We start from the raw sequence: 24,833 nt of genomic DNA on the forward strand, positions 1-24,833 counted from the left end.
TCCGCCGTCCCTCAGGAGTCCTGTCGTGCGTCCCGTCCACTTCGCGGCCGCCCGCCGCACCCCCATCGGAAAGCTGCGCGGAGCCCTGTCCTCCGTGCGGCCCGACGACCTCGCCGCGACCGTCGTGCGCGGGCTGGTCGCCGGACTGCCCACGCTCGACCCGGCCCGCATCGACGACGTCTACTGGGGCGCCGCCAACCAGGCGGGCGAGGACAACCGCAACGTCGCCCGCATGGCCGCGCTCCTGGCGGGCCTGCCCGAGTCCGTACCCGGCGCCACCGTCAACCGGCTGTGCGCCTCCGGCCTGGAGGCCGTCACGACCGCGGCCCGCGCCATCGCCTCCGGTGAGGCGGACATCGTGCTCGCGGGCGGCTCCGAGTCGATGAGCCGGGCGCCCTTCGTCCTGCCCCGCCCGGACGAGGCCCTTCCCCATCGCATCGAGACGGTCGACACCCGGCTCGGCTGGCGCCTCGTCAACCCCGCGATGAAGGACCTGCACGGTCTCCTGTCGATGGGGGAGACGGCCGAGGAGGTCGCCGAGCGGTACGGAGTCTCGCGCGAGCGCCAGGACGCGTTCGCGCTGCGCAGCCATCAGCGCGCCGCGGACGCCCGCAAGAACGGGTACTTCGACGCCGAACTGCTCCCCGTCGAACGCCCCGACGGCGTCGTCGTCGACACCGACGAATGCGTACGCGAGGACACCTCGCTCGACAAGCTCGCCCGGCTCAGGCCGGTGTTCCGCGAAGGCGGCACGGTCACCGCGGGCAACGCCTCCCCGATGAACGACGGCGCGGCCGGCCTGCTGCTCGTCAGCGAGGACGCCCTGAACGACCTGGGGCTGGAGTCCCTCGGACGCTACGTCGCCGGAGCGTCGGCCGGTGTCCACCCCGACGTCATGGGCATCGGTCCCGTCCCCGCCACGCAGAAGGCGCTGGGACGCGTCGGCTGGGGCATCGGCGACCTCCAGGAGGCCGAGTTCAACGAGGCCTTCGCGGCCCAGGCCCTCGCCTGCGTGGACCGGCTCGGGATCGACCCGGAACTCGTCAACCCGACCGGCGGGGCCATCGCCCTCGGCCACCCGCTGGGCTGCTCCGGCGCCCGCATTCTCACCACCCTGCTGCACCGCATGCGCCGCACCGGCGCCGCGCGCGGCCTGGCCACCATGTGCGTGGGGGTCGGGCAGGGCAGCGCGGTCCTGGTCGAGCGCGGCTGAAGCCCCGTACGCGGCTCCGCCGGGCGGAGCCGCGTGACCGGTCCGAAACCGGCGATGCGGCACCCCGGCGTCGCCCAGGTCGCGGTGATCGGACCGCCCGACGAGCTGCACGGCGAGGAGGTGTGCGCGGTCGCCGTCCCCGTGACCGGTACGGCCGCCGACGGCGACGGCGTCATCACGTGGTCGAGGGAACACCTGGGCCGTCACACGCACCCGCGCCGCGTGGAGTTCACCGACGCGCTGCCGCTCGGTCCGGGCATGAAGGCGATCGAGCGGGAGCTGCGGGCCCGGTACACCGGCTGAGTCGCCGGCGCAGGTGCCACCTGTCGAGACGCTCCTTACGGCGGCCGGATAGGTGGGCATAGCATCGGTTCCCGCATGAACACGATGACGCTCTGGCACATATCCGGCTGGGAGTTCGCCGCGCTCGCCTTCGCGGCCCTGCTCGTCGGCTTCTCGAAAACCGCGGTGAGCGGCGCCAACACGGTCAGCCTCGCCGTCTTCGCGGCCGTCCTGCCCGCCCGCGCCTCCACCGGCGTGCTGCTCCCGATCCTGATCGCCGGGGACGTCCTCGCGGTCCTCACCTACCGGCGCCATGCCCACTGGCCCACGCTGTGGAGGCTGTTCCCGGCGGTCGCGGCAGGAGTGGTCGTCGGCACGCTGTTCCTGGTGTGGGCGGACGACGCGGTCGTACGGACCTCGATCGGCGCGATCCTGCTGCTGATGGCCGGCGTCACGATGTGGCGGCGGCGCCGGGCCGGCACCGAGGACGAACCGGACGCCGTCACGAGCCGGGCCGGTCGCATCAAGGCCCGCTCCTACGGAGTCCTCGGCGGTTTCACCACGATGGTCGCCAACGCGGGCGGCCCGGTGATGTCGCTGTACCTGCTGTCGGCGGGCTTCCGCAAGCTCGGCTTCCTCGGCACGTCCGCCTTCTTCTTCCTGATCGTGAACGTCTCGAAGGTGCCCTTCAGCGCCGGACTCGGTCTGATCGACGGCCGCTCGCTGCTGCTGGACGCGGCCCTCGTGATCTTCGTCGTCCCGGGTGCGTTCCTCGGCAAGTGGGCCGTGAACAGGATCAACCAGCGCCTGTTCGAGCAGCTCGTCATCGCGGCGACCGTCGTGGGCGGCGTGCAACTCCTACTGCGGTAGCCCGAGAAGCTCCGGAAGACCGGCGAACGAGTCGATGACGTGGTCGGGTTCGCCGCTCGCGGACCGATGCGTCTCGGGAAGGTACTTGCCGGTCCTCACCAGCACCCCGGTCACCCCGGCCCGTTGCGCCGCGAGGACGTCCGACTCGATGTCGTCCCCGACCATCAACGCCTCCCGCGCGCTCACTTCGAGATGCGCGAGCGCCGCCCCGAAGAACGCGGCGGACGGCTTTCCCGTGATCACGGCCTCGGTGCGGGCGGCGGCCTCCAGCCCCGTCACGAAGGCCCCCGAGTCGAGCTGGAGACCCTCGTCGGTCCGCCAGTACAGATTGCGGTGCATGGCGACCAGCCGGGCGCCGCGCTGAAGGTCCCCGAAGGCACGGTTCAAGGACGCGTAGTCGAACTCGGGACCGGCCCCGCCGAGCACGACGACGTCGGGAACCACGTCGGGATCGTCGACCAGGGTGACACCGGCCAGGTCCTCACGGACGTCGCCGCTGTTGAGCAGGGTGCAGCGCGCGCCCGGGAAATGCTCCGCGAGGTGTGCGGCCGTCACCGCGGGCGCGGTCAGGATGTCCTCGGCGGCCACCGCGAATCCCGCGTCCGACAGCGTCCGGGCGATCGACGCCCGCGTGCGTGAGGTCGTGTTCGTCACCAGCGCCACGGGGAGACCTGCGTCGCGGATCCGGCGCAGGGCCCCGACCGCGCCGGGCAGCGGCCGCCACGACATCGTGAGGACACCGTCGATGTCGACGAGGACCGCGCGTACCGACTCCATGTCTGGACGATACCGACGGCCCGGCCCGTCGGCCGCCCGGCGATCCGGCCGCCCTCCCGCGGGTGCCGCCGTCGCGCCCGCTAGTCCCGCGGATTCCGGCGCAGCAGGTAGGTGTCCATGATCCACCCCTTGCGCTCCCGGGCCTCGGCGCGCAGCCGCTCGATGCGCGGAGCCGTCTCGGCGAGGGGACCGGACGCGAGGATCTCGTCGGGCGTGCCGATGTAGGCGCCCCAGTAGATGTCGATGTCCTGGTCGGCGTACTGCCGGAAGGTCTGGTGGGCGTCGAGCATGACGACCACGTCGTCCACACCGTCGGGGAAACCCTCGGCGAGGCGGCGGCCCGTGGTGATCTGCACCGGCCGGGCGACGCGGTTCAGCCCCGTACGGTGCCGTGCCACCAGTGCGGAGACGCTGCTGACACCGGGCACGACGTCGTACGTGAACGCCACCGAGCCGCGCTCCAGGATCTCCTCCAGGATGCCGATGGTGCTGTCGTACAGCGCGGGATCTCCCCACACCAGGAAGGCGCCGCTCTCGTCCTCGCCGAGCTCCTCGGCGATCAGCCGCTCGTAGATGGCGGCGCGGGCACTGCGCCAGTCGCCGACGGCGGGGGAGTACGCCGTGCCTCCCGCGGACCGGTCGCGGTCCGGGTCGCGGGCCTCGACCAGTCGGTACGCCCTGTCCGGTATGTGCGTGTCGAGGATGTCACGGCGCAGTCGGACGAGGTCCGACTTCACCTCGCCCTTGTCCAGGATGAAGAACACGTCCGTGCTCCTCAGCGACTTGACCGCCTGCAACGTGAGCTGATCGGGGTCGCCCGCCCCGATCCCGATGACATGAATCTTTCGCACACCCAGAGTCTGCCGCACGCCACCGACCGTGGACGCACCGCACCTGGGATCGGCCCGGACACCGGTCCGGCGCGGGTGTCAGGAGCCCGGCCCGGCCAGCCGCGGAGCCGATTCCCGCGCGTCGATCGCCGTGCCCTCGCGTTCCACCGCGGCGGCCACGCCACGTGCCCAGGCGCCCAGTTCCCCGAGGTCCATTCCGTACGGCCGCTCCCGGCCGGTCAGGGCAGACCACTCCGCGGTGCCCCCGGCGCCGCGCCGCAGCAGCCGGGCGCCGCCCGTGACGTTCCCGCGGGCCGCGTGCGTGAGCCCCACCGCGAGCTGGGCCAGACCGCGCCACAGCGCGCGCTCGTCCTCGGGGCCGGACTTCCAGGCGTCCTCGAAGACCTCGTGCGCGTGGAAGGGTTTGCCCGCGTCCAGCAGCGCCTGCGCCTCGGCGACGGTCTCCTCGGGGGTGCGCACGACGCCCTCCGGCTGCCGTTCCACCCCGTGCGCGCCGTACGGCAGCGGCCGTCCGAGGCCGTCGCGCGGCCGGGCGCTGCGCGCGCGGCCCTCCATGTCCCGGTCGCGCCCGTCGTCCTGCCGGGCCTCGGATGCTGCGCTCATGTCCCGATTGTCGCGCGTTCCGCGCCCCCTTCGGAGCAGCCCCCGGTGTGGGGTAAAGTTCTGTTCGCACGATCACGCGGGTCACCGTGGGTGAAGGCACCGGGACGTGGCGCAGCTTGGTAGCGCACTTGACTGGGGGTCAAGGGGTCGCAGGTTCAAATCCTGTCGTCCCGACCAGCATTGAAGCCGGTCGGAGGCCGTTTTCTCAGCGATGGGAAGACGGCCTTTTCCGTTGCCTCCTTCAGGACAGCCGGCCGACGTGGGCGAGGGCCTGCCTGAGCAGAACCCCGTGCCCGCCCGGCATCTCGTCGATGACCAGCGGCGACGACGCCTCCTCGGGACTGAACCAGACCAGGTCCAGGGCGTCCTGCCGGGGGCGGCAGTCGCCGGTCACCGGGACGATGTAGGCGAGCGACACGGCGTGCTGGCGCGGGTCGTGGAACGGAGTGACCCCCAGTGTCGGGAAGTACTCGGCGACCGTGAAGGGCTGGAGGGAGGCCGGGACCCGGGGGAGCGCCACCGGTCCGAGGTCCTTCTCCAGGTGGCGCAGCAGGGCGTCGCGGACCCGCTCGTGGTGCAGCACCCGACCGGAGACGAGGGTGCGGCTGACCGTCCCGTCCGGACCGATGCGGAGCAGGAGCCCGATGTGGGTGACTTCGCCGCTGTCGTCGACGCGCACCGGTACCGCTTCGACGTACAGGATCGGCATGCGGGCGCGGGCCAGTTCCAGCTCGTCGGGAGCCAGCCAGCCGGGCGTGGTTTCGGTCATGTCAGACATTGGTTGATCATACTTTCAGGGTGCCCTGCTTCGTGTGTTCCGCGTCACGTGTGCCGCTCGGAACAGCATGTCATCGTGATCCGCCGGACGTCACCGGCTTCGGGAAGTGCCCCTGTCGCGTCGTGCCCACGACGGCGCCGTGCTCCGGCCGCACCGCGACCGCGCCGTGCTCCGGCCGCATCACGCCCACGACCGCTCCGGGCGCCCCGCGCCGCACGCGAGGACGGCCTCCCGGCCGCGAACCGCGAGCACGGACGGTCTCGTGCCCGCGGCACATGCCTGGCAGGATGGCCTGCCGGACCAGGGGAGCGGTATGACGCCATTCACCACCGACATCACCCGCGCAGTCGTCACGAGCCTCGACCGTACGGCCGATCCGCGACCGCGCGAGGTCCCGGGCGCGCTCACCCGGCACCTCCACGACTTCGCCCGCGAGACGGACCCGACGACGGGACAGTGGGAACGCGCCGGTGTCCCGGCGCAGGGGGTCGGGGTGGCCGGCCCCGTCCGGCACGCCTGCTTCGACCTGGTACTGGAGCCGCGATGAGCACCCCCCTCGACTTCTCGTACGAGACCAGGCCCGCGCGTGTCGTCTTCCGGCCCGGCGCCTCGGTGACCGCGACGCCGGGTGAGGTCGCGCGGCTCGGACTGCACCGGGTGCTGGTGGTCTGCGGCAGCCGGGGCGAGACGACGGCGCGGGCGGTCGCGGACGCACTGGGCGGCGCCTGCGTGGGGGTGCACGCCGAGGCGCGCATGCACGTGCCGGTGGAGGTCGCCGACCGGGCCGTCGAGGTGGCACGCGAGCTGGGCGCCGACGGGTGCGTCGCGGTGGGCGGCGGCTCGGCGATCGGCCTGGGCAAGGCGATCGCCCTGCGCACCGGTCTCCCGCTGGTCGCCGTACCGTCCACCTATGCAGGATCCGAGATGACCTCCGTCTGGGGACTCACCGAGCACGGCGCCAAACGCACCGGCCGCGACCTCGCCGTGCTGCCCCGCAGCGTCGTCTACGACCCAGAACTCACCCTCGGGCTGCCCGTCCCGCTCTCCGTCACCAGCGGCATCAACGCGCTGGCCCACGCCGCGGAGGCGCTCTACGCACCCGACGCCTCGCCCCTCGTCTCCCTCATGGCCGAGGAAGGCGTACGGGCGATGGCCGGAGCGCTGCCCCGGGTGGCCGCGGCGCCCGGCGACCTCGACGCCCGCAGCCGCGCGCTGTACGGAGCCTGGCTGTGCGGCGCGTGCCTGGGCGCCACCACGATGGGACTGCACCACAAGCTGTGCCATGTGCTCGGCGGCACCTTCGACCTGCCGCACGCCGCGACCCACACGGTGGTCCTCCCGTACGTGCTCGCCTACAACGCGTCCGCGGCACCCGGCGCGCTCGCGGCGCTGTCCCGCGCCTTGGGGACCGACGACGTGCCCCGCGCCCTGCGTGAACTGGCCGGAACGCTGGGCGCTCCGCAATCCCTCGCGGAACTCGGCCTGAAAGAAGCCGACTTGACGGTGGCGGCCGCGCAGACCGCCGCCCAGACGTACCCCAACCCCCGTGAGGTGACCGCGAACGGCGTGCTGGGGCTGCTGACGGCGGCCTACGAGGGCTGGGACCCGCGGAGCGAGACGCCGCGCTGAGGGCGCGGCGAAGCCTGCCCGGGAGGTCGCCGACCACTCCGCCTGATGGATCGTCAATTACCGGAAGCGTGCGTGTGGTTGGTGCGAAAGGGGCCGTTCGGTCGTACGTCGTCGGGGACGTGGCGCACATCACCCCCTGAACGGGCCGAAGGTGAAGCAGTGCTTCACGGGTTCATGACAGGCTCACCACTGGTTACCCGCTGGTAATCCACTGTCACCCCCCACTCACCCCCCTCAGGACTGAACTTGCGTATCCGCAAGCGGCCCTTGCGTGCCGTCATGCCCGCACTCGCCGCATCCGCCCTCTTCCTCGCCGCCGGTTGCTCCTCGGAGCCCGCGGCCTCCCCGGCACCCGGACACTCCCGGGACAGCGAAACCTCCGGTCCCGCGGCCGCGGGCACCGACCGTCCGGCGGCCGTGGTGGCCGCCCCCGAGCCCGCGGCCACCTCGACGGCCGTCGCGCGGGCGGGTGTGGCCGGCGGCAAGGCCCGCAAGACCTCGATGAAGGTGAGGTCCTACGACAGCCGCACCCGACGGGCGGTCATATCCGCTCCGGACAAGGGAGGTTCCGGCAAGGTCACCTCCTCGCCGTCCCCGACCGGCGGGAGCCCGGAGCGTCCGCACCGCGCCGCCGTCGGCGACGTCATCGCCAGTGCCCCCGTGCCGGGAGCCCCGGACGGACTCCTCGCCAAGGTCACCAGGGTGATCGCCGAGAGCGGCGACGGCACCGAGGTCCAGACGGCGCCGACCACCCTGGACGCCCTCCTCGGCGACGACGACGCCGAGGGTTCCGTGCCCGTCGACCCCGCGTCCTTCGATGTCGACCGGCTGCTGCCCGACGTCAAGGTCTCGTGGGCGAAGACCGGGAACGTGCACGCGGGTCCGCAGGGTGCCAAGGTCCCGCTCGGCAGCCTGCGCATCGACGTCGGGGCCCGGCTCGGCACGGCGGCGGGCGCGCCCGCCGAGGCGTCGGCATCCGTGTCCGGCTTCGTCCAGGTCGCGCCGGAGGTCGACTTCTCCTACGGCGGCGGGGCGGCCGGCTCCGGTCCCGGCGCCGCGTACCTCGGCGTCTCGGGGGACTGGACCTCGAAGTGGGCGCTCAAGGGGCGCGCCGCCGCGTCCGCCGACCCGGTCCGGGTGCCGTTCGCCAAGCTGCACGCCGACCCCGTGCTCCAGGTCGGGCCGATCCCCGTCGTGGTGAACCTCGACCTGACCTGCTACTTCCAGATCGCCGCCGACGGCAGAGTCACCGTGGACGTCGAGCAGGCCCTCAAGGGCGACTTCAAGGCGGGTGGCACCTTCGGCACGGCCGAGGGATGGACTCCGGTCGACGAGTCGCACATGACGAGCAGTCCGGTGCGCACCTCCGTCACGGCGGCGGGCCGCGTCAAGGCGTCCCTCGGGGCGGAGGCCACGGTCGGCCTGTACGGCACGGTGGGCGTCACCGCGGACCTGGCGCCGTACCTCCGCGCCGAGGCCGCGGGTGCAGTCGGGGTCAACTCCTCCGAACTGTCCGGGGGTTCGGCGGGCGCCGGCGCGAAGGCCGGGTCCCGCGGATCGTGGTCCGTCCACGGTGGCGTCGATCTGACCGGCACGCTGCGCGTGCAGTTGGGTGTCTTCGGTACCCCGGTCCTCCAACGCAGCATCCCCCTGGGCGCGTTGCATCGGGAGTGGACGCTCGCCGAGGGCAGGGCGTAGCCGCAACGGTCGTCACGGACGTCCCCGGTCCGGCGCGACAGTCGCCGGACCGGGCGATCCCCGGGTGCCGTCGCGCGGTCAACCGGTCGGCCCCATTTGTCAATTGGCCCTCCCTTCATCGCTGTGACACCTCCTGACGCTGGCGTTTTCCGCATGCGTCCTGGAAAGCTGATCTGGGCATGCCAACACGACCGCCTGGCCTGCCTGCCCCCACGCCGCGGTCCATCAGGAGGACGCAGTGAAGAGAAGCTCGCGGATCCGCAAGGCCTCGTTCATCCTCGGCAGCGCCGTCGCGCTGGTCGTCGCCGTCCCCGGCAGCGCACTCGCCGACCCCCCGAAGTCCTTGCCCGCGAACGCGGACGGACTGGAGCAGACGTTCCAGCCGGCCTACGACTACGACACCGACGGCTGCTACCCGACCCCCGCCATCGGCCCCGACGGCACCATCAACGGCGGGCTCAAGCCGTCCGGCGCCCTCAACGGCCAGTGCCACGACTCCTGGGACCTCGACAACACCAACGGCTACTCCCGCGAGAAGTGCAACAACGGCTGGTGCGCCATCATCTACGGCCTCTACTTCGAGAAGGACCAGGCCGTCGCCGGCAGCGGCCTCGGCGGACACCGCAACGACTGGGAGCACGTCGTGGTGTGGGTCCAGGACAACGAGGCCAAGTACGTGTCCACCTCCGCCCACGGCGACTTCAACGTCTACGGCCGTGACCAGATCCGCTGGGACGGCACGCACCCCAAGGTCGTCTACCACAAGGACGGCATCGGCACCCACTGCTTCCGGCCCGCCAACTCCAACGACGAACCGCCGGAGAACCACAAACACACCTGGCAGTTCCCCACTCTGGTCGGCTGGAACGGCTACCCCGCCGGGCTGCGCGACAAGCTGAGCTCCTACGACTTCGGCAGCGCCCACTTCGGCCTCAAGGACGGCAACTTCACCTCCCACCTGGAGAAGGCCAAGCCGGCCGGCATCCCCTTCGATCCCAACGCCTGACCGCCGGGGCCGGTGGCGGGGGTCTGTCCGGGCGCCCCCGCCACCGGCCCCTGGCCACCGGGCGCCGCGCCCCGGTCACCGGCGCAGGAGCCCCTCCTGCTGGAGCGGAGGGCTTCCCGCACGCCAGGGAAGCACCTCCCCGAACCGCACGAGTTCGCCGTACGCCGACGGGTCGGCCTTCTCGGCGAGCAGCAGGTCCAGAACCGCGACCGCGGCCTGGGCGGGGGACTGCGCCTGGCTGAAGTCGGCGAACCACGGCCGCGAGAGCGCCGTGTCCACCAGTCCCGGGCACACCGCCGCGATCAGAGTGCCGTGCGCCAGGTCGGCGTCCCGCCGCTCCGCCGCCACCGCCCGTACCGCGGCGACCTGCGCCACCTTCGACGGCACGTTGATCCAGCGGGGCCAGCCCAGCTGCTCCGAACTGCCGTCGTGGACGGCGGCCCGCCAGGACGCGACGGCTGCCTCGACCTCGTCCAGCGACACACCGTCGAACAAGTGGCGCAGCCGGGGATCGAGATGGCCGAGCGTGCCCAGGGAACTGGCGACGACGACCAGCCGTCCACCGGGACGCAGTACGGGGCCGAAGGAGCGCAGGACCGCGTGCGCGCCCCCGTTCGCGACGTCGATGAACTCGTCGGCCTGCTCGGCCTGCGACCGGTCGGGGGTGAGCGGCGCGCTCGCGTTGGACACCACGATGTCCACCCCCGCGTACCGGCCGGCGAGTTCGGTGGCCAGCCGCCGGACGGCCTCCGCGTCGGTGACGTCGAGCACCCGGCCCTCCACCCGGCTCCTGGTGGCGTCCGCCTGCCCGACACATGAGACCGCGTCCGTGACCCGACGCTCGTTCCGACCGGTGAGCAGAACGAGGTCGTCGGGCCCCAGACGGGCGGCGAGACCTTCGACGAGGGCGCGTCCGAGCCCCTGATTGGCGCCGGTGACCAGCGCGATGCGTGGATCTGTCATGTCGTCCACGCTAGGAACGCATCGACCATGCGTCCAACGAAAGCTTCTCAGGTCTGGTATGCGTGAACGTCATGGACTTCAGTGACGTCTCCCTGGTCGCGCTCCGTGTCTTCCGCGAAGTGGCCGAGCGGGGCACGCTCACCGCGGCGGCGGGAGCCCTCGGCTACACCCAGTCCGCCGTCTCGCGGCAGATCGCCTCACTCGAACGGGCCGCCCGGTCACCTCTGTTGGAACGGCGCAGGGACGGCGTGCGGCTGACCGCGGCGGGACACGTCGTACTGCGCCGCGCCGTCACCGTGCTCGACGAGATCGACGCGACGGCACGGGAACTCGCCGGACTGCCCGCCCAGGCCGGGACGGTCCGGCTCGGCTGGTTCGCCAGCGCCGGTGCCGTCCTGCTGCCCCGTGCCGTCGCGGCGCTGCGCCGCAGCCACCCGGCGATCACGGTCACCACCCGGGAGGGCGCCACGCCCGTCCTGGTCCGCGCGCTGCGGGCCGGCACCCTGGACCTGGCACTGCTCGCCTCCGCACCGCCGTTTCGTCCGTTCGACACGGAGACGCCCCCGCTGGTCCTGCGGACGCTCGGCGAACGCAGTCTGCGGCTCGCGGTGCCCGTCAGCCATCCGCTCGCCGCGAGCGACCACGTCGACGTCGCCGACCTGCGCGGACAGCGCTGGATCGCCGGCCCGTCCGCCGGTGAGGAGAAACTCATGGGCGTCTGGCCGGGCCTGGACGAACGTCCCGAGATCGCGCACACCGCCCGTGACTGGCTGGCCAAGCTGCATCTCGTCGCGGCCGGCTGCGGCCTGACCACCGTGCCCGCCGCACTGGCTCCGGCCGCCCCGCCCGGCGTACGGATCGTGACGGTGCACGGCGGTCCCGAGGAGCGGCGCCGACTCGTCCTGGCCCGCCTCCCGCGCCCCCTGCCGGAACCGGCGGCACGCCTGGCCGACGCACTGCGGGCCGCTGCCGCCGACCTGCACGGCGGGAACTGAGAGCCCGCCGCCCGCACGGCCCCGCGCCCCGCACCGGCGGAGGCGGCCGTCACGACGTGTGCACGGCCATCCACGCACGTGCGGTAGGGTTTACCTGCACGATCACCCGGGGCAGCCCGGGTGGGACGCATCGGGACGTGGCGCAGCTTGGTAGCGCACTTGACTGGGGGTCAAGGGGTCGCAGGTTCAAATCCTGTCGTCCCGACAGCATGAAGGGCCTTCGCGGGCGGAAGTCCGCGGGGGCCCTTCGCACGTCGTCATCCGGCCTGGTGCCGAGCACGCCGCCGCACCGCCCGTGCCCGCCGCGATCGCCCCGTCCGGCGCACTGCTGACGGCCGGACACACCGGACACCCGCGAACCCGCCCCCGTCCACCCGTGGGCGCATCGGAGCACGAGGTGCCGATGGCCGAGAAAAACGCTTGGCCCGGCCAGGTGCCCTCGCGGGAAAATGCGACGTCCGACCTGCCAGTACGCGCACATCGCCGCCCCCGGGAGCCGTGTGGGGGTCCGTCGACGTGCCCCGCCGGTCGGAGGGCGCCCCGGGCAGGGGCGCTCACCCGGACCGCAGTTCCGCACGGCCATCGAAGCGCCCGCAGCTCCGCGGGAGCTCCCGTGGCGGGCTGCCACACGACGACACAGGGTTGGGATGGGATCGCCTGAATCGCGCGAGGTCTCCCCGGGCAGGGGCTCGGTGCTCCTCGCCCTGCGCTACTACGGACGGGAGTTGGCCCGGCTCCGGCGGCTGACGCTTCCCGCCATGCTGCTGCCGGCACTCGGCAACATCGGCATCAACTACGTGGCGCCGCTGGTCGTCGCGAAGCTCGTCGGCCGGATCGCCGACGACGCCGACACCGGCTTCGGCTCCACACTGCCCTACGTCCTCGGCTTCGCCGGAGTGCTGCTGCTCGCCGAGACGTTCTGGCGCATCGGACTGCACTGCCTGAACCGCCTCGCCGCCCACGGCGTCGAGCGGCTCTACGTGATCGGCATGGACGAGCTGTTCGCCAAGGACGCCGCGTTCTTCCACGACAACTTCGCCGGAGCGCTGACCAAGCGGGTCCTGAGCTTCGCCTCCCGCTTCGAGGAGTTCGTCGACACGATGACCTTCCAGGTGGTGGGCAGGTTCGTGCCGCTGCTGTTCGGGTCGGTCGTGCTCTGGCGCTACGAACCGCTGCTCGTCGTCGGCCTCCTGCTGATGATCGCGCTGACGGCGCTGTGCGCGGCGCCCCTCATCCGCCGCCGGCAGGCCCTCGTCGACCAGCGCGAGGAGGCGATCGCCCGGGTGTCCGGCCATGTCGCCGACAGCCTGATGAACATGGACACGGTCCGCGCCTTCGCCGCCGAGGAGCGCGAGGCCGCCGAGCACCGCTCCCGCGTCGCGACGTCACGGCGGCTCACCCTGCGGTCGTGGGACTACGGCAACCTGCGCATCGACACGTTCGTCGCGCCGATGTCCGTGCTGACCAACGCGCTGGGCCTGCTGCTCGCGGTCACGCTCAGCGGCAGCGGACAGGGCGTGGAGACCGTCGTCGTCGCCTTCACGTACTACACGAACGCGACGCGGATCATGTTCGAGTTCAACCAGATCTACCGCCGCCTGGAGAGCTCGATGACGGAGGCCGCGCAGTTCACCGCGCTGCTGCTGACACCGCCCACCGTGCTCGACCCGGCGACGCCGGAACCGCTGACGTCCCGGGACTCGGACGTCCGCTTCGAGAGGGTGACGTTCGCCCACGCGGGCGCGGAGCCGCTCTTCGCGGACCTCGATCTGGCCGTGCACAGCGGGGCGAAGATCGGCCTCGTCGGCCGCTCCGGCGGCGGGAAGACCACGCTCACCCGGCTGCTGCTGCGGATGACCGACATCGACGGCGGACGGATCCTGATCGGTGGTCAGGACATCAGCAGGCTGCGCCAGGCCGACCTGCGGAGCATGATCGCCTACGTGCCGCAGGACCCGGCGATGTTCCACCGCACGCTGCGGGACAACATCGTGTTCGCCCGTCCCGACGCCACCGACGCCGAGATGCGCCGCGCGGCCGAGGCGGCCCACGTGACGGAGTTCGCCGACGCGTTGCCGGACGGCTTCGACACGATGGTGGGAGAGCGCGGCGTCAAGCTGTCCGGGGGGCAGCGCCAGCGCGTCGCCCTCGCCCGGGCGATCCTGCGCGACGCCCCGATCCTGCTGCTCGACGAGGCGACCAGCGCACTGGACTCGGAGAGCGAGATCCTCGTGCAGGAGGCGCTGTGGCGGCTCATGGAGGGGCGGACCACGCTCGTGGTGGCGCACCGGCTGAGCACGGTCGCCGCGATGGACCGGCTCGTCGTCCTGGACCGGGGCCGGATCGTGGAGCAGGGCACCCACCAGGAGCTGCTCGCCTCTGAGGGCGCCTACGCGAAGCTGTGGCAGCACCAGTCGGGCGGCTTCCTCGACGACAGCCCGGCCCGCGCCGACCTGCGCTGACCGTGGGAGGCGGAGGCCGCACGAGCAAGGCCGCAAAAGCGGGGACACACACGGGAGGCCGTGCCGGACTGCTCCGGCACGGCCTCCCGTTCCTGGTCACGCCGCGGGGCGTGAGTGAGGGTCAGCGGCGGTCCAGGACCGCCGCGAGAACCTCACGCAGCGCCGTCGCGGGGTCCGCCACGGCTCCTTCCGAGCGCCAGGCGACGAATCCGTCCGGACGGACCAGCACCGCGCCGTCCGCGGTGACGCCGTGGACCGCGGCCCAGTCGGCGTCGCCCTCCGGGATCAGCTCCGCGTCGGGGCCCGCGCCGACCCGGTACGACTCGAGCGGCACGGACATCCGTCGTGCGACCTCCTTCGCCGCGGCGTGCCAGTCGCAGGCGCCGCCCGCCGCGCTCAGCAGCACCGGCGTCCGCTCGTACAGGTCGAGGGTGGAGACCCTCGCACCGGAGCTGTCGAGCCACATGTGGGGCGCGCGGCTGCCGGGCTCGCCGTTCAGACGCATGCCCTCGGGCACGATCGGCAGCGCCGGGTCGGCACCGAGGACCGCGCCCCGGGGGTACCGGTAGGCCAGCGCCACGTTGAGGATGCCGCCACCGGGTCCGCCGGGTCCGCCGGGTCCGCCGGGTCCACCCGGACCACGGCCGGCAGCCGCACCTGGTCCACCGGGTCCACCGGGTCCACCGGGTCCGCCGGGTCCACCCGGACCACGGCCGGCAGCCGCACCCGGTCCGCCGGGTCCGCCGGGTCCGCCCGGACCACGGCCGGCAGCCGCACCCGGTCCGCCGGGTCCGCCCGGTCTTCCCGGACCACGGCCGGCAGCCGCGCCGGGTCCGCCGGGTCCGCCGGGCCCGCCCTGGCCGGAGGGCGCACCGGGACCAGCCGGACCCGCGGGGCCGCCGACTCCGGGCTCGGGCGTGTAGCCGGGGTGGCTGTGCTCGACCGAACGGGACGAGGCCCGCGCGCTCGTCGCCTGCGCGACCGGACGGCGTTCGGCGTCGTAGGACGTGAGCAGCTCGGGACCGGCCCAGCCGCCCAGTACCGCGGCCAGCTTCCAGGCCAGGTTGTGGGCGTCCTGGATACCGGTGTTCGAGCCGAAGGCGCCGGTCGGGGACATCTCGTGGGCCGAGTCGCCCGCGAGGAACACCCGCCCCTCGCCGTACCGTTCGGCGACCCGCTCGGCCGCGTGCCAGGCGGCCCTGCCGGTGATCTCCACATCGAGGTCCGGTACGCCCACGGCCCGCCTGATGTGCTCCGCGCACCGCTCGTCGGTGAACTCCTCCAGCGTCTCGCCGTGTTCGGGGTGCCAGGGGGCGTGGAAGACCCAGTGCTCCTTGTTGTCGACCGGAAGCAGGGCACCGTCGGCGTTCTCGCTGGTCAGGTAGCACACGATGAAGCGCCGGTCGCCGACGAAGTCCGCGAGGCGGCGCGAGGTGAAGGTGACGCTCACGTTGTGGAACAGGTCACCCGGGCCGGTGTGCCCGATACCCAGACTCTCCCGGATGGGGCTGCGCGGACCGTCCGCGGCGACGAGATAGTCCGCGCGGATGGTCGTGTGCTCGCCCGTCTCGCGGCTCTTCACCCGCGCGGTGACCCCGTCCGAGTCCTGCTCGAACGAGATCAACTCCGTGGAGTAGCGCAGGTCTCCGCCCAGCTCCTCGGCACTGCGCAGCAACACCGGCTCGAGGTCGTTCTGGCTGCACAGGCACCACGCCGCGGGGCTGAAGCGGGCGAGCCCGCCACCCGGGTCGATCTGCTTGAACAGCCACTCACCGGCATCGCCCACCAGGGTCGGCGTCTGCATGATGCCGTGGTTCTCCGCCAGGATCGACGCGGCCTCCTCGATGCGCCGCTGCACCCCGGCCACCCGGAACAGCTCCATCGTGCGCACGTTGTTGCCGCGTCCGCGGGGATGGATCGACGTGCCCGAATGGCGCTCGACAAGTGTGTGCGGCACACCCAGACGCCCCAGGAACAACGAGGTGGACAGCCCCACAAGGGATCCGCCGACGATGAGGACGGGCGTGTGGTGACCGACCTCGCCGGCCTCTTCCAATCGGTTCATTGATCGCCTCCAGTGTCACCTGCGACACGAGTCAGGGATGGGGATGCAGGTTCCATGCCCTGTGCGGGCCCGTTCGTGCGGTCGGGGCACCCGGATGACACGCGGTTCACTCGTCCGCACCGTGGGGCTCGCGCACTTCGGGACTCCCACTAACGATCGGCTCATGGCGACCCCGGACCTTTCGGGGACGGCGGTCGTTCCTGACCAATCGTGAAAGAAGAGAAGAGGTGTGCCGGATGACCACTTCGGGACGCATATCGCAGTCGGCGTTCGACGGCTCCAGGCTTCGGGTGATCCTGCTGCTGGACCTGTACGAAGGTGCCCAGCAGCAATTCCTGGACGCGTACGAGCACATGCGCAACCAGGTCGCTTCGGTCCCCGGCCACATCAGCGACCAGCTCTGCCAGTCGATCGAGAACCCCTCGCAGTGGCTCATCACCAGTGAGTGGGAGAGCGCCCCGCCCTTCCTCGCCTGGGTGAACAGCGAGGAGCACGTCGAGACCGTGCGGCCGATGCACAACTGCGTTCGGGACACCCGTTCGATGCGCTACAGCATTCTGCGGGAGACCAGCCCGAGCCAGCCGCACGAGGCGACGCCGGGCAGGTCGGACATGCAGGTGGAGGCCCGCGTGGGTGACGGTGTGGCACGCCACGCCCTCACTTTCACCGTGAAGCCCGGTTCGGAGTCGAAGGTCGCCGAGATCCTCGCCGGATACCAGTCCCCCGAGGCACGGGTCGACGACACCACCCGGTTGCGCCGTACCTCTCTGTTCATGCACGGCAACCGTGTCGTGCGTGCCGTCGAGGTCGAGGGCGACCTGCTCGTGGCCCTGCGTCACGTGGCGCGGCAGCCGGAGGTGCGGGCGGTCGAGGAGGCCATCAACCCGTACCTGGAGCAGGAGCGGGACCTGACCGACGACGACTCGGCGCGGGTCTTCTTCACCCGGGCGGCGCTCCCGGCGGTGCACCACGTGGTGTCCGGCGGGCCGGCCCCGGCCGATCTGCGGCGCCACGCGCTGTTCTACCCGGCCAAGCGGGGCTGCGGGATGGACCTGGCCCGGCTCCTCGCCCATCAGGACGAGGCGGCGGCGGACGACCCCAAGAGCCCCGTGTACGGCAGCACCGTGTTCCAGCGGGACGACATCGTCGTCCGTCTGATCGACGTCGTGGGCGACCTCGACGCCGACCCCGTCGCCTCCCTCGGCCTCAAGGGCCGGAAGAAGGCGGCGGAGCTGGAGCGACTCCTCGACGGTGCGGCCATCGGCGTCGAGGGCTCCCTGGAGACGGAGCGCAACATCAACCGCCTCCTGTCGCACGCCGACATGCTGCCCATCACCGACCGCAGCTCGGCCGACTCCTGACGGACAAGGCGGCCCCGTACCGGGGCCGCCCCACCCGTCCGTCACTGCAACACCGGAGGGAAGAACCATGATCAAGAAGCATCCACGCATCGTGGACCTGAGCGAGACAGAGCCCAACACCAGGCGCGGCGGCGACATCCGGGCGATGCTCACGCCCGCCACCGCCGGCTCCACCAGCGGCTTCATGGGGCTGGCCATCATCCAGCCCGGTGAGCGCATCGGCGAGCACTACCACCCGTACTCCGAGGAGTTCGTGTACGTGGTCAACGGCAAGCTGGAGGTGGACCTGGACGACGAGGCGTTCGCGCTGCAGCCCGAGCAGGGCCTCCTGATCCCGATCAACATGCGGCACCGCTTCCGCAACGTCGGCGACACCGAAGCCCGCATGGTCTTCCACCTGGGCCCGCTCGCTCCCCGTCCGAGCCTCGGCCACGTCGACACGGAAGAGACCGACGACGCCGTGTCCGGCCGCGCGATGGCCACCGCCGGAGCGGACCGGTCCGCGCCAGACAACGGACGGCCGTCCGAGCGAAGTGGGGCCATAAAGTGACCCGGCGGGTGGCCGTCACCGGTATCGGTGTGGTCGCTCCGGGCGGCACCGGAGCGACGGCGTTCTGGGACCTCCTTGCCAACGGCCGCACCGCGACCCGCGGCATCACGCTGTTCGATCCGGCGGGGCTGCGCTCGCGCATAGCCGCCGAATGCGACTTCGACCCGCTCGAGCAGGGCTTCGACCCCGACCTGCGCGACCACGCCGACCGGTACATACAGTTCGCCGTGGTCGCCGCCCGGGAAGCCGTACGCGACTCCGGACTCGACACCGGCCAGGAGAACCCCTGGCGCGTAGGCGTCTCACTGGGCAGCGCCGTCGGCGGCACCACCCGCCTGGAACACGACTACGTCCTGGTCAGCGAGCGGGGCCGACGGTGGGACGTGGACCACCGCACGGCAGAGCCGCAGCTGCACAAGGCGTTCTCGCCCAGCACGCTCGCCTCCGTCGTGGCCGAGCAGTTCGGTGCCCAGGGGCCCGTCCAGACCGTCTCCACCGGATGCACGTCCGGGCTCGACGCGGTCGGCTACGGCTTCCACACCATCGAGGAGGGCCGGGCGGACGTCTGCATAGCCGGCGCGTCCGACTCCCCGATATCCCCGATCACCATGGCCTGCTTCGACGCCATCAAGGCGACGTCGCCCAACAACGACGACCCGGAGCACGCCTCCCGGCCCTTCGACGCGCACCGCAACGGCTTCGTCATGGGTGAGGGCGGCGCCGTCCTCGTCCTGGAGGAGTACGAGCACGCCCGTGCCCGCGGCGCGCACATCTACTGCGAGATAAGCGGCTACGCCACCTACGGCAACGCCTACCACATGACCGGTCTGACCAGCGAGGGACTGGAGATGGCCCGGGCGATCGACACCACGCTCGACCAGGCCCGTCTCGACCCCACCCTGATCGACTACGTCAACGCGCACGGCTCCGGCACCCGGCAGAACGACCGGCACGAGACCGCGGCGGTCAAGCGGTCCCTGGGTGCCCACGCCTACGACACGCCCATGAGCTCCATCAAATCCATGGTGGGGCATTCGCTCGGCGCGATCGGCGCAATCGAGGTGGTCGCCTGCGTCCTGGCACTGAAGAACCAGGTGGTGCCGCCGACGGCGAACTACGAGACCCCCGACCCCGAGTGCGATCTGGACTACGTGCCGCGCAACGCACGTCCGCGGAAGCTGAACAACGTGCTCTCCGTGGGCAGCGGATTCGGCGGCTTCCAGTCCGCGGTGCTCCTGACCGGGCCGGGCGGGAGGAGCGGGAGGACAAGATGAGCACTGAGCGCCCCCGGGGTGCGGCCATCACCGGCATCGGTGTGATCGCGCCCAACGGCCTGAGCGCCGACGCCTACTGGAAGTCCGTCAGGGAAGGCCTCGGCGTACTCGACCGGATCACCCGCGAGGGATGCGGGCACCTTCCGCTCCGCGTCGCGGGCGAGGTCCGGACCTTCGACGCCGCGGCCCTCATCGAGGAGCGGTTCCTCGTCCAGACCGACCGGTTCAGCCACTTCGCGATGGCCGCGGCCGCCCTCGCCCTCGAGGACGCCGGGCTCGGAAACGGAGACGCCGCGGAGCCCTACTCGATCGGCGTGGTCACCGCGGCCGGGTCCGGCGGCGGCGAGTTCGGTCAGCGGGAACTCCAGAAGCTGTGGGGACAGGGCTCCCGCTTCGTCGGCCCGTACCAGTCCATCGCCTGGTTCTACGCCGCGAGCACCGGCCAGATCTCCATCCGCAGCGGCTTCAAGGGTCCCTGCGGTGTGGTCGCCAGCGACGAGGCCGGCGGCCTGGACTCCATCGCGCTCGCGACCCGCGTGGTGAGGCGCGGCACGGACGCGGTGGTCGTCGGAGCCGCGGAGGCGCCCCTCGCCCCCTACTCGATGGTCTGCCAGCTCGGCTACCCCGAGCTCAGCACCGTGGAGGACCCCGAGCGGGCCTACCGGCCCTTCACCTCGGGTGCCTGCGGTTTCGTACCCGCGGAGGGCGGCGCCATCCTCGTCGTGGAGGACGAGGAGCACGCCCGCGAGCGGGGCACGCCCGTCCGGGCCACCGTGGCGGGACACGGCGCCACCTTCACCGGAGCCTCCCGCTGGGACAAGTCCCGTGAAGGACTCGCGCAGGCCATCCGGGTCGCCCTCGACGAAGCGGGCTGCGCGCCGGAGGAGATCGACGTCGTCTTCGCCGACGCCTTCGGCGTACCCGAGGCGGACCGTGCCGAGGCGCTGGCCATCGCCGACGCGCTGGGCGCGCACGGTACCCGCGTGCCCGTCACCGCACCCAAGACCGGGATCGGGCGCAGCTACTGCGCGGCACCCGTCCTGGACACGGCGGCGGCGGTGCTCGCCATGGAACACGGTCAGGTACCGCCCACTCCGAACGTGTTCGACATCTGCCACGACCTCGACCTGGTGACCTCCAAGGCTCGCCCCGCCGAGCTGCACACGGCCCTGGTCCTCTCCCGGGGACTCATGGGCTCCAACGCGGCGCTGGTCGTGCGCCGCGGCGGCGACATTGCCCGGTAGGACCGGGCGGGAAGGGAGAACAGACATGATCACCGAAGTGACTGTCGGCGAACTGGCCACGCTGATGAAGAAGGCGGCCGGTGTCACCGTCGACCCCATGGAGCTCGCGAAGTCGTCCGACTCGCCGTTCGGCACCCTCGGACTCGACTCGCTCGGCCTGCTGGGCATCGTCGGCGAACTGGAGAACCAGTACAGCCTGCCGCTGCCCGTCGACGCGGAGCGCTGCAGGACGCCGCGGGAGTTCCTCGACCTCGTGAACAGCACCCTCAAGACTGGAGCCTGAAGTGGCCGGACACACAGAGAACAGCATCACCATCGACGCCCCTCTCGACCTGGTCTGGGACATGACCAACGACATCGAGAACTGGCCCCGCCTGTTCAGCGAGTACGCGTCCGTGGACGTCCTCTCCCGCGAGGGCGACTCGACGACCTTCCGCCTGACCATGCACCCGGACGAGAACGGCACGGTCTGGAGCTGGGTGTCGGAGCGCACCGTGGACCGCGCCGGCCGGACGGTGCGGGCGCGCCGCGTCGAGACGGGTCCCTTCGCCCACATGAACATCCGGTGGGAGTACAAGGAGACCGCCGAGGGCGTCCACATGCACTGGGTGCAGGACTTCGCGATGAAGCCCGACGCTCCGGTCGACGACGACTGGATGACGGACAACATCAACCGCAACTCCGTCACGCAGATGGCCCTCATCCGCGACAAGATCGAAAAGGCGGCGCGCGAACGCCAGAGCGCGCCCGCCATGCCCCGCTGACCCCAGGACGAGGAAGGACGACCCCCGATGCACCACGCCCTGATCGTCGCCCGCATGGCGCCCGGCTCGGCGCCCGCGATCGCCGACGTGTTCGCCGCCTCCGACCGCGGTGAGCTCCCGCACCTGATCGGCGTCGACCGGCGCAGCCTCTTCCAGTTCGGTGATGTGTACCTGCACCTCATCGAGTCGGAGCAGGACCCCGCGCCGGCCATCGCGAAGGTGGCCGGGCACCCCGAGTTCCGCAGCATCAGCGAGCAACTGTCGGCGTACGTCAGCGCGTACGACCCGCAGACATGGCGCAGCCCCAAGGACGCCATGGCGCAGTGCTTCTACCGCTGGGAGCGGGAGCCCGCCCGCACCTGACCCGACGCAGCGACAGACCCGAGGCCGCCGGCTCCGCGACGAAGCGGAACCGGCGGCCTCGGGTCTGTCGGGAACGACCGGGGAGGATCAGGCGGGGGTGGTGCACTCGAAGGCGTGCAGATACGGGTTGACCGGGCGGATCTCACCGATGACCAGCCCGGCGTCCGTCAGCCTGTCGACCATGCTCTGCCGGGTGTGCTTCGCGCCGCCCACGTTGAGCAGCAGCAGCAGGTCCATGGCCGTGGTGAACCCCATCGACGGGGTGTCGTCCACGAGGTTCTCGATGACGACGACACGGGCACCGGGCCGGGCCGCCTTCCGGACGTTCGCCAGCGCCCTGCGGGTGCTGTTGTCGTCCCACTCCAGGATGTTCTTGATGATGTAGACGTCCGCCTGGACCGGGATGTCCTTGCGGCAGTCGCCGGCCACGATGCGCACCCGGTCGGCGAGCGGGCCTCCGTCGCGCAGGCGCGGGTCGGCGTTCTCCACCACTCCGGGCAGGTCGAGCAGCGTGCCGTGCATCGAGGGGTGCTTCTCCAGCAGGCTGGCCACCACCTGGCCCTGGCCGCCGCCGATGTCCGCGACCGAGGACACGCCGCTCAGGTCGAGCAGGGCGGCGACATCGCGTGCCGACTGCTCGCTGGACGTCGTCATGGCCCGGTTGAACACGTGCGCCGACTCGGGGGCGTCGTTGTTGAGGTAGTCGAAGAACTCCTTGCCGTACACGTCCTCGAAGACGTTGTGGCCGGAGCGGACCGCCTCGTCGAGCTTCGGCCAGACGTTCCACGTCCAGGGCTCGGTGCACCACAGGGCGATGTACCGCAGGCTCTGCGGGTCGTCCTCGCGCAGCAGCCGGGACATCTCCGTGTGGACGAAGGTGCCGTCGGGGCGCTCCGCGAAGACACCCTGGCAGGTCAGGGCGCGCAGCAGCCGGCGCAGCGTGTTGGGCTGCGTCTTCACCGCCGCCGCCAGGTCCTCCACGCTCATGGGCTTGTCGTCGAGGGCGTCGGCCACGCCCAGGCGGGCCGCGGCCCGGACGGCGGCGGCGCGGGCCGCACCGAAAACGAGCTCCCTGAACCGCATGGACGGTGGGGGAGCCTGCTCAACCGTGGTCATCCATTGCCTCGCTTCTGCTGTCGTGCTCTGTGGGGGTGGGGGAGGGGCCGTCAGCACATGCCGGCGGGCTGGGAGACAGCACACCGGTTGCCGCGGAAGGAGTTGCCCTTGCCGGTGTCCCGGTTGGCCAGGTCGGCGGCGCCGTTGCGCAGCACGACGTTGTCGCGGATCACGTTGTTCCGGTTCTGCGCGCCGACGAAGCTCTTGAAGAGGACGATGCCGCCGGACAGCGGGGAGTTGCCCACGTTGTCCTCGACCCTGTTCTTCGTCACGCGCGTGTCCTCGGCGCCCGTCAGGACGATGCCCGAGCCCTGGAGGAAGGGCAGGCGGGGGGTCTTGGCGCAGTACTTGTTGTTGCCGTGGACGTAGTTGTGGTCGACGCTCAGGGCTCCGACGCGCGGCTTGTTCTCGTCGCCGACGACGAACACCGCGGTGCAGTTGCCCGTGGCCTCGTTGTGGTCGACGCTCAGGTTCCGCAGCCGTCGCACCGTGACACCGATCCGGTTCCCGGAGACCAGGTTGTGGCTGATCACCGTGCCCTTGGCGTCCCGGGCGCCCTCTTCGGTGTCGACGGTGTTGGACACGAACAGTCCGGCGTCGCCGTTGTTCCTGACGATGTTGTGGCGGAACACCCCGCGGACGGACCGCTCCTGGGCGATGCCCCACTGGCCGTTCTTCTGGGAGGTCACGTCCCGGACGGTCAGGCGGTCGGTGCCGGACGCCCACAGGCCCTGCTTGGCGAAGCCGCTGAGGGTCAGTGAGCTGACGGTGACCCCGGTGACGGGTTTGCGCTCGGTGCCGGTCACGCAGATGCCGTTGCCGGCCTTGGCACACGTGCCGCTCTTGTCGGCCGTGTTCGGCACGATGACGGTGGACCGGGCGTCGGAGCCGCGCAGCGTCAGGTTCGACACCGTGACGCTGACGCTCTCGTGGTAGGTGCCGGGGGAGAGGAGGACGGTGTCCCCCGGCCTGGCGGAGTTCACGGCCTTCTGGATCGACTCGCCGGGGCTGACCCGGTGCACCGTCAGGTGGTCGGCGGACGGGGCGGCGGCGCCCAGCCCCGATGCCACGACGGCCGCGGTGCAGGCGAGGTAGGCCATCTGTCGTTTGGTCATAGGCCGAAGCTATGAGGGGGTGTTCCGGCCCGCCACCGCTGATCCCCCAGGTGGGCAGCGCTTGTCGCCCTTCCGCGCGGGCGGTTCGGCCGTACGCGTGTCCGCCGCCCGTCGACCGTGCCTTTCCCCGTGTCAGGAGGTCGCCGTGCCGGGTGGCTTCGGCCGTCCCAGCGGCGCGGTCACGGCCTGACGAGGGGGAGCTGGCGCGGCACGCGCCGGGCGGGCGGCACGGGTAACTGCTCGACCCGGACGTCGAGCAGCGAGTGCCGGCAGTGGTACGAGGGGACGGTGTCGACGAGCAGCAGATACGTGATCGTCGTGCCGCTGCCGATCCGGCCGGGACCGATGCTCAGCTCCGAGCCGAGCACCGACACCGGAGGGGGCTGCGCCGCGCTCGGCTCCGACTCCGTGGCGACCATTTCGAGGTACGGCACGGCGAGGTCCACGCGGAAGGGCTGCCCCCGGTCGAACGCGCTGCTCGGGATGTCACGCCGGCCGGGGTTGGTGAGCACCAGCCGCACCAGATGCGGATCGGTCAGCAGGGTGCCGTTGCGGCGGATCTCCAGACGACCGCCGACGAGCTGGTTGACCAGCGGATCGTGGCCCGTCGTGTACGTCAGGCGCCGCCTGGGGTGGGAGGCGCGCAGCGCGGCCCAGATCGCGCCGCCGCCCATGAGGACGGCCACGGCGACTCCGGCGGCGGTCCAGAAGGTCTCCGCGGTGTAGAAGGCGCCGGAGGCGACGGGCGCGAGGGTTCGAACGTGGTACACGGGCAGCCCGACGCGCCGAGGGGCCGGCCGCGCGTCGTACTCCATTCGTACGTGCGGCAACGTTCCGGTACTTCCCTCACCGCC

24 protein-coding genes, 2 tRNA genes and 1 pseudogene are annotated in these 24,833 nt (G+C 71.8%); 18 read left to right on the plus strand and 9 right to left on the minus strand.

Features of this window, described 5'->3' with window-relative positions:
• Positions 1–25: 25 nt before the first annotated feature.
• The 3 genes and pseudogenes from ABEB03_RS33710 (at position 26) to ABEB03_RS33720 (ending at position 2,365) form a co-directional block, all read left to right on the plus strand.
• Complete coding sequence (locus ABEB03_RS33710) at positions 26–1,213, plus strand: thiolase family protein (RefSeq protein WP_345656640.1); 1,188 nt, start codon at positions 26–28, stop codon at positions 1,211–1,213.
• Positions 1,214–1,267: 54 nt separating this feature from the next.
• Positions 1,268–1,516, plus strand: a pseudogene (locus ABEB03_RS33715) (AMP-binding enzyme); the annotation flags it as partial.
• A gap of 75 nt (positions 1,517–1,591) precedes the next feature.
• On the plus strand, positions 1,592–2,365 hold the full coding sequence (locus ABEB03_RS33720; RefSeq protein WP_345656641.1) for a sulfite exporter TauE/SafE family protein: 774 nt from the start codon (positions 1,592–1,594) through the stop codon (positions 2,363–2,365).
• Here the strand turns inward: ABEB03_RS33720 and ABEB03_RS33725 are convergent.
• The 3 genes from ABEB03_RS33725 to ABEB03_RS33735 all read right to left on the minus strand — a co-directional run bounded on the left by ABEB03_RS33725 (position 2,354) and on the right by ABEB03_RS33735 (position 4,596).
• The gene (locus tag ABEB03_RS33725; RefSeq protein WP_345656642.1) at positions 2,354–3,142 is read right to left on the minus strand and encodes an HAD-IIA family hydrolase; all 789 of its coding nucleotides are present in this window, start codon (positions 3,140–3,142) and stop codon (positions 2,354–2,356) included. The genes ABEB03_RS33720 and ABEB03_RS33725 overlap by 12 nt on opposite strands.
• 80 nt (positions 3,143–3,222) lie before the next feature.
• Positions 3,223–3,993, minus strand: a complete 771-nt coding sequence (cobF, locus tag ABEB03_RS33730) for a precorrin-6A synthase (deacetylating) (protein ID WP_345656643.1) — start codon at positions 3,991–3,993, stop codon at positions 3,223–3,225.
• A 78-nt stretch (positions 3,994–4,071) separates the two neighbouring features.
• A complete protein-coding gene (locus tag ABEB03_RS33735; protein ID WP_345656644.1) occupies positions 4,072–4,596 on the minus strand; it encodes a DUF309 domain-containing protein in 525 nt (174 codons plus the stop codon).
• Between the two features lie 100 nt (positions 4,597–4,696).
• On the opposite strand from ABEB03_RS33735, the gene ABEB03_RS33740 reads away from it, so the two are divergent.
• Positions 4,697–4,773 (plus strand) — tRNA-Pro (locus tag ABEB03_RS33740).
• Positions 4,774–4,837: 64 nt separating this feature from the next.
• On the opposite strand, the gene ABEB03_RS33745 is transcribed toward ABEB03_RS33740, so the two are convergent.
• Positions 4,838–5,374, minus strand: coding sequence for an NUDIX hydrolase family protein (locus tag ABEB03_RS33745; protein WP_095937919.1), 537 nt, complete (start codon positions 5,372–5,374; stop codon positions 4,838–4,840).
• A gap of 313 nt (positions 5,375–5,687) precedes the next feature.
• On the opposite strand from ABEB03_RS33745, the gene ABEB03_RS33750 reads away from it, so the two are divergent.
• The 4 genes from ABEB03_RS33750 to ABEB03_RS33765 all read left to right on the plus strand — a co-directional run bounded on the left by ABEB03_RS33750 (position 5,688) and on the right by ABEB03_RS33765 (position 9,707).
• The gene (locus ABEB03_RS33750; protein WP_345656645.1) at positions 5,688–5,921 is read left to right on the plus strand and encodes a hypothetical protein; all 234 of its coding nucleotides are present in this window, start codon (positions 5,688–5,690) and stop codon (positions 5,919–5,921) included.
• The gene (locus ABEB03_RS33755; protein WP_345656646.1) at positions 5,918–7,003 is read left to right on the plus strand and encodes a maleylacetate reductase; all 1,086 of its coding nucleotides are present in this window, start codon (positions 5,918–5,920) and stop codon (positions 7,001–7,003) included. The genes ABEB03_RS33750 and ABEB03_RS33755 overlap by 4 nt, the downstream gene beginning before the upstream one ends.
• 279 nt (positions 7,004–7,282) lie before the next feature.
• Entirely contained in the window at positions 7,283–8,701 is a 1,419-nt protein-coding gene (locus ABEB03_RS33760; protein ID WP_345656647.1) for a hypothetical protein, read from the plus strand.
• A 238-nt stretch (positions 8,702–8,939) separates the two neighbouring features.
• Positions 8,940–9,707, plus strand: a complete 768-nt coding sequence (locus ABEB03_RS33765; RefSeq protein ID WP_345656648.1) for an NPP1 family protein — start codon at positions 8,940–8,942, stop codon at positions 9,705–9,707.
• A 75-nt stretch (positions 9,708–9,782) separates the two neighbouring features.
• Here ABEB03_RS33765 and ABEB03_RS33770 read toward each other — a convergent pair whose 3' ends face one another.
• A complete protein-coding gene (locus ABEB03_RS33770; protein WP_345656649.1) occupies positions 9,783–10,670 on the minus strand; it encodes an SDR family NAD(P)-dependent oxidoreductase in 888 nt (295 codons plus the stop codon).
• 71 nt (positions 10,671–10,741) lie between these two features.
• On the opposite strand from ABEB03_RS33770, the gene ABEB03_RS33775 reads away from it, so the two are divergent.
• The 3 genes from ABEB03_RS33775 (at position 10,742) to ABEB03_RS33785 (ending at position 14,127) form a co-directional block, all read left to right on the plus strand.
• Positions 10,742–11,665, plus strand: coding sequence for a LysR family transcriptional regulator (locus tag ABEB03_RS33775; protein ID WP_345656844.1), 924 nt, complete (start codon positions 10,742–10,744; stop codon positions 11,663–11,665).
• A gap of 131 nt (positions 11,666–11,796) precedes the next feature.
• Positions 11,797–11,870 (plus strand) — tRNA-Pro (locus ABEB03_RS33780).
• A gap of 442 nt (positions 11,871–12,312) precedes the next feature.
• On the plus strand, positions 12,313–14,127 hold the full coding sequence (locus ABEB03_RS33785; RefSeq protein WP_345656650.1) for an ABC transporter ATP-binding protein: 1,815 nt from the start codon (positions 12,313–12,315) through the stop codon (positions 14,125–14,127).
• Between the two features lie 121 nt (positions 14,128–14,248).
• Here the strand turns inward: ABEB03_RS33785 and ABEB03_RS33790 are convergent, their stop codons facing one another.
• Complete coding sequence (locus ABEB03_RS33790; protein WP_345656652.1) at positions 14,249–16,192, minus strand: FAD-dependent oxidoreductase; 1,944 nt, start codon at positions 16,190–16,192, stop codon at positions 14,249–14,251.
• Between the two features lie 236 nt (positions 16,193–16,428).
• Here ABEB03_RS33790 and ABEB03_RS33795 point away from each other — a divergent pair, with 236 nt between their 5' ends.
• From ABEB03_RS33795 to ABEB03_RS33825, 7 genes are all read left to right on the plus strand, one after another.
• Positions 16,429–17,553, plus strand: a complete 1,125-nt coding sequence (locus tag ABEB03_RS33795) for a SchA/CurD-like domain-containing protein (protein WP_345656653.1) — start codon at positions 16,429–16,431, stop codon at positions 17,551–17,553.
• Between the two features lie 67 nt (positions 17,554–17,620).
• The gene (locus tag ABEB03_RS33800) at positions 17,621–18,103 is read left to right on the plus strand and encodes a cupin domain-containing protein (RefSeq protein ID WP_345656655.1); all 483 of its coding nucleotides are present in this window, start codon (positions 17,621–17,623) and stop codon (positions 18,101–18,103) included.
• Positions 18,100–19,377 (plus strand): beta-ketoacyl-[acyl-carrier-protein] synthase family protein, encoded by a 1,278-nt coding sequence (locus ABEB03_RS33805; RefSeq protein WP_345656656.1) that lies wholly within the window; start codon positions 18,100–18,102, stop codon positions 19,375–19,377. The genes ABEB03_RS33800 and ABEB03_RS33805 overlap by 4 nt, the downstream gene beginning before the upstream one ends.
• Positions 19,374–20,621, plus strand: a complete 1,248-nt coding sequence (locus ABEB03_RS33810; protein WP_345656658.1) for a ketosynthase chain-length factor — start codon at positions 19,374–19,376, stop codon at positions 20,619–20,621. Before ABEB03_RS33805 ends, ABEB03_RS33810 begins: the two co-directional genes overlap by 4 nt.
• A gap of 25 nt (positions 20,622–20,646) precedes the next feature.
• Positions 20,647–20,904, plus strand: a complete 258-nt coding sequence (locus ABEB03_RS33815) for a phosphopantetheine-binding protein (protein WP_345656659.1) — start codon at positions 20,647–20,649, stop codon at positions 20,902–20,904.
• A gap of 1 nt (position 20,905) precedes the next feature.
• The gene (locus tag ABEB03_RS33820) at positions 20,906–21,385 is read left to right on the plus strand and encodes an SRPBCC family protein (protein WP_345656661.1); all 480 of its coding nucleotides are present in this window, start codon (positions 20,906–20,908) and stop codon (positions 21,383–21,385) included.
• Positions 21,386–21,412: 27 nt separating this feature from the next.
• Complete coding sequence (locus tag ABEB03_RS33825) at positions 21,413–21,748, plus strand: TcmI family type II polyketide cyclase (RefSeq protein ID WP_345656662.1); 336 nt, start codon at positions 21,413–21,415, stop codon at positions 21,746–21,748.
• Positions 21,749–21,835: 87 nt separating this feature from the next.
• Here the strand turns inward: ABEB03_RS33825 and ABEB03_RS33830 are convergent, their stop codons facing one another.
• From ABEB03_RS33830 to ABEB03_RS33840, 3 genes are all read right to left on the minus strand, one after another.
• Positions 21,836–22,864 (minus strand): methyltransferase, encoded by a 1,029-nt coding sequence (locus ABEB03_RS33830; protein ID WP_345656663.1) that lies wholly within the window; start codon positions 22,862–22,864, stop codon positions 21,836–21,838.
• 50 nt (positions 22,865–22,914) lie between these two features.
• Complete coding sequence (locus ABEB03_RS33835; RefSeq protein ID WP_345656664.1) at positions 22,915–23,979, minus strand: right-handed parallel beta-helix repeat-containing protein; 1,065 nt, start codon at positions 23,977–23,979, stop codon at positions 22,915–22,917.
• Positions 23,980–24,158: 179 nt separating this feature from the next.
• Entirely contained in the window at positions 24,159–24,809 is a 651-nt protein-coding gene (locus ABEB03_RS33840; RefSeq protein ID WP_345656666.1) for a hypothetical protein, read from the minus strand.
• Positions 24,810–24,833: the final 24 nt, after the last annotated feature.

It is taken from the genome of Streptomyces siamensis (assembly GCF_039543605.1).
Lineage (GTDB): Bacteria > Actinomycetota > Actinomycetes > Streptomycetales > Streptomycetaceae > Streptomyces > Streptomyces siamensis.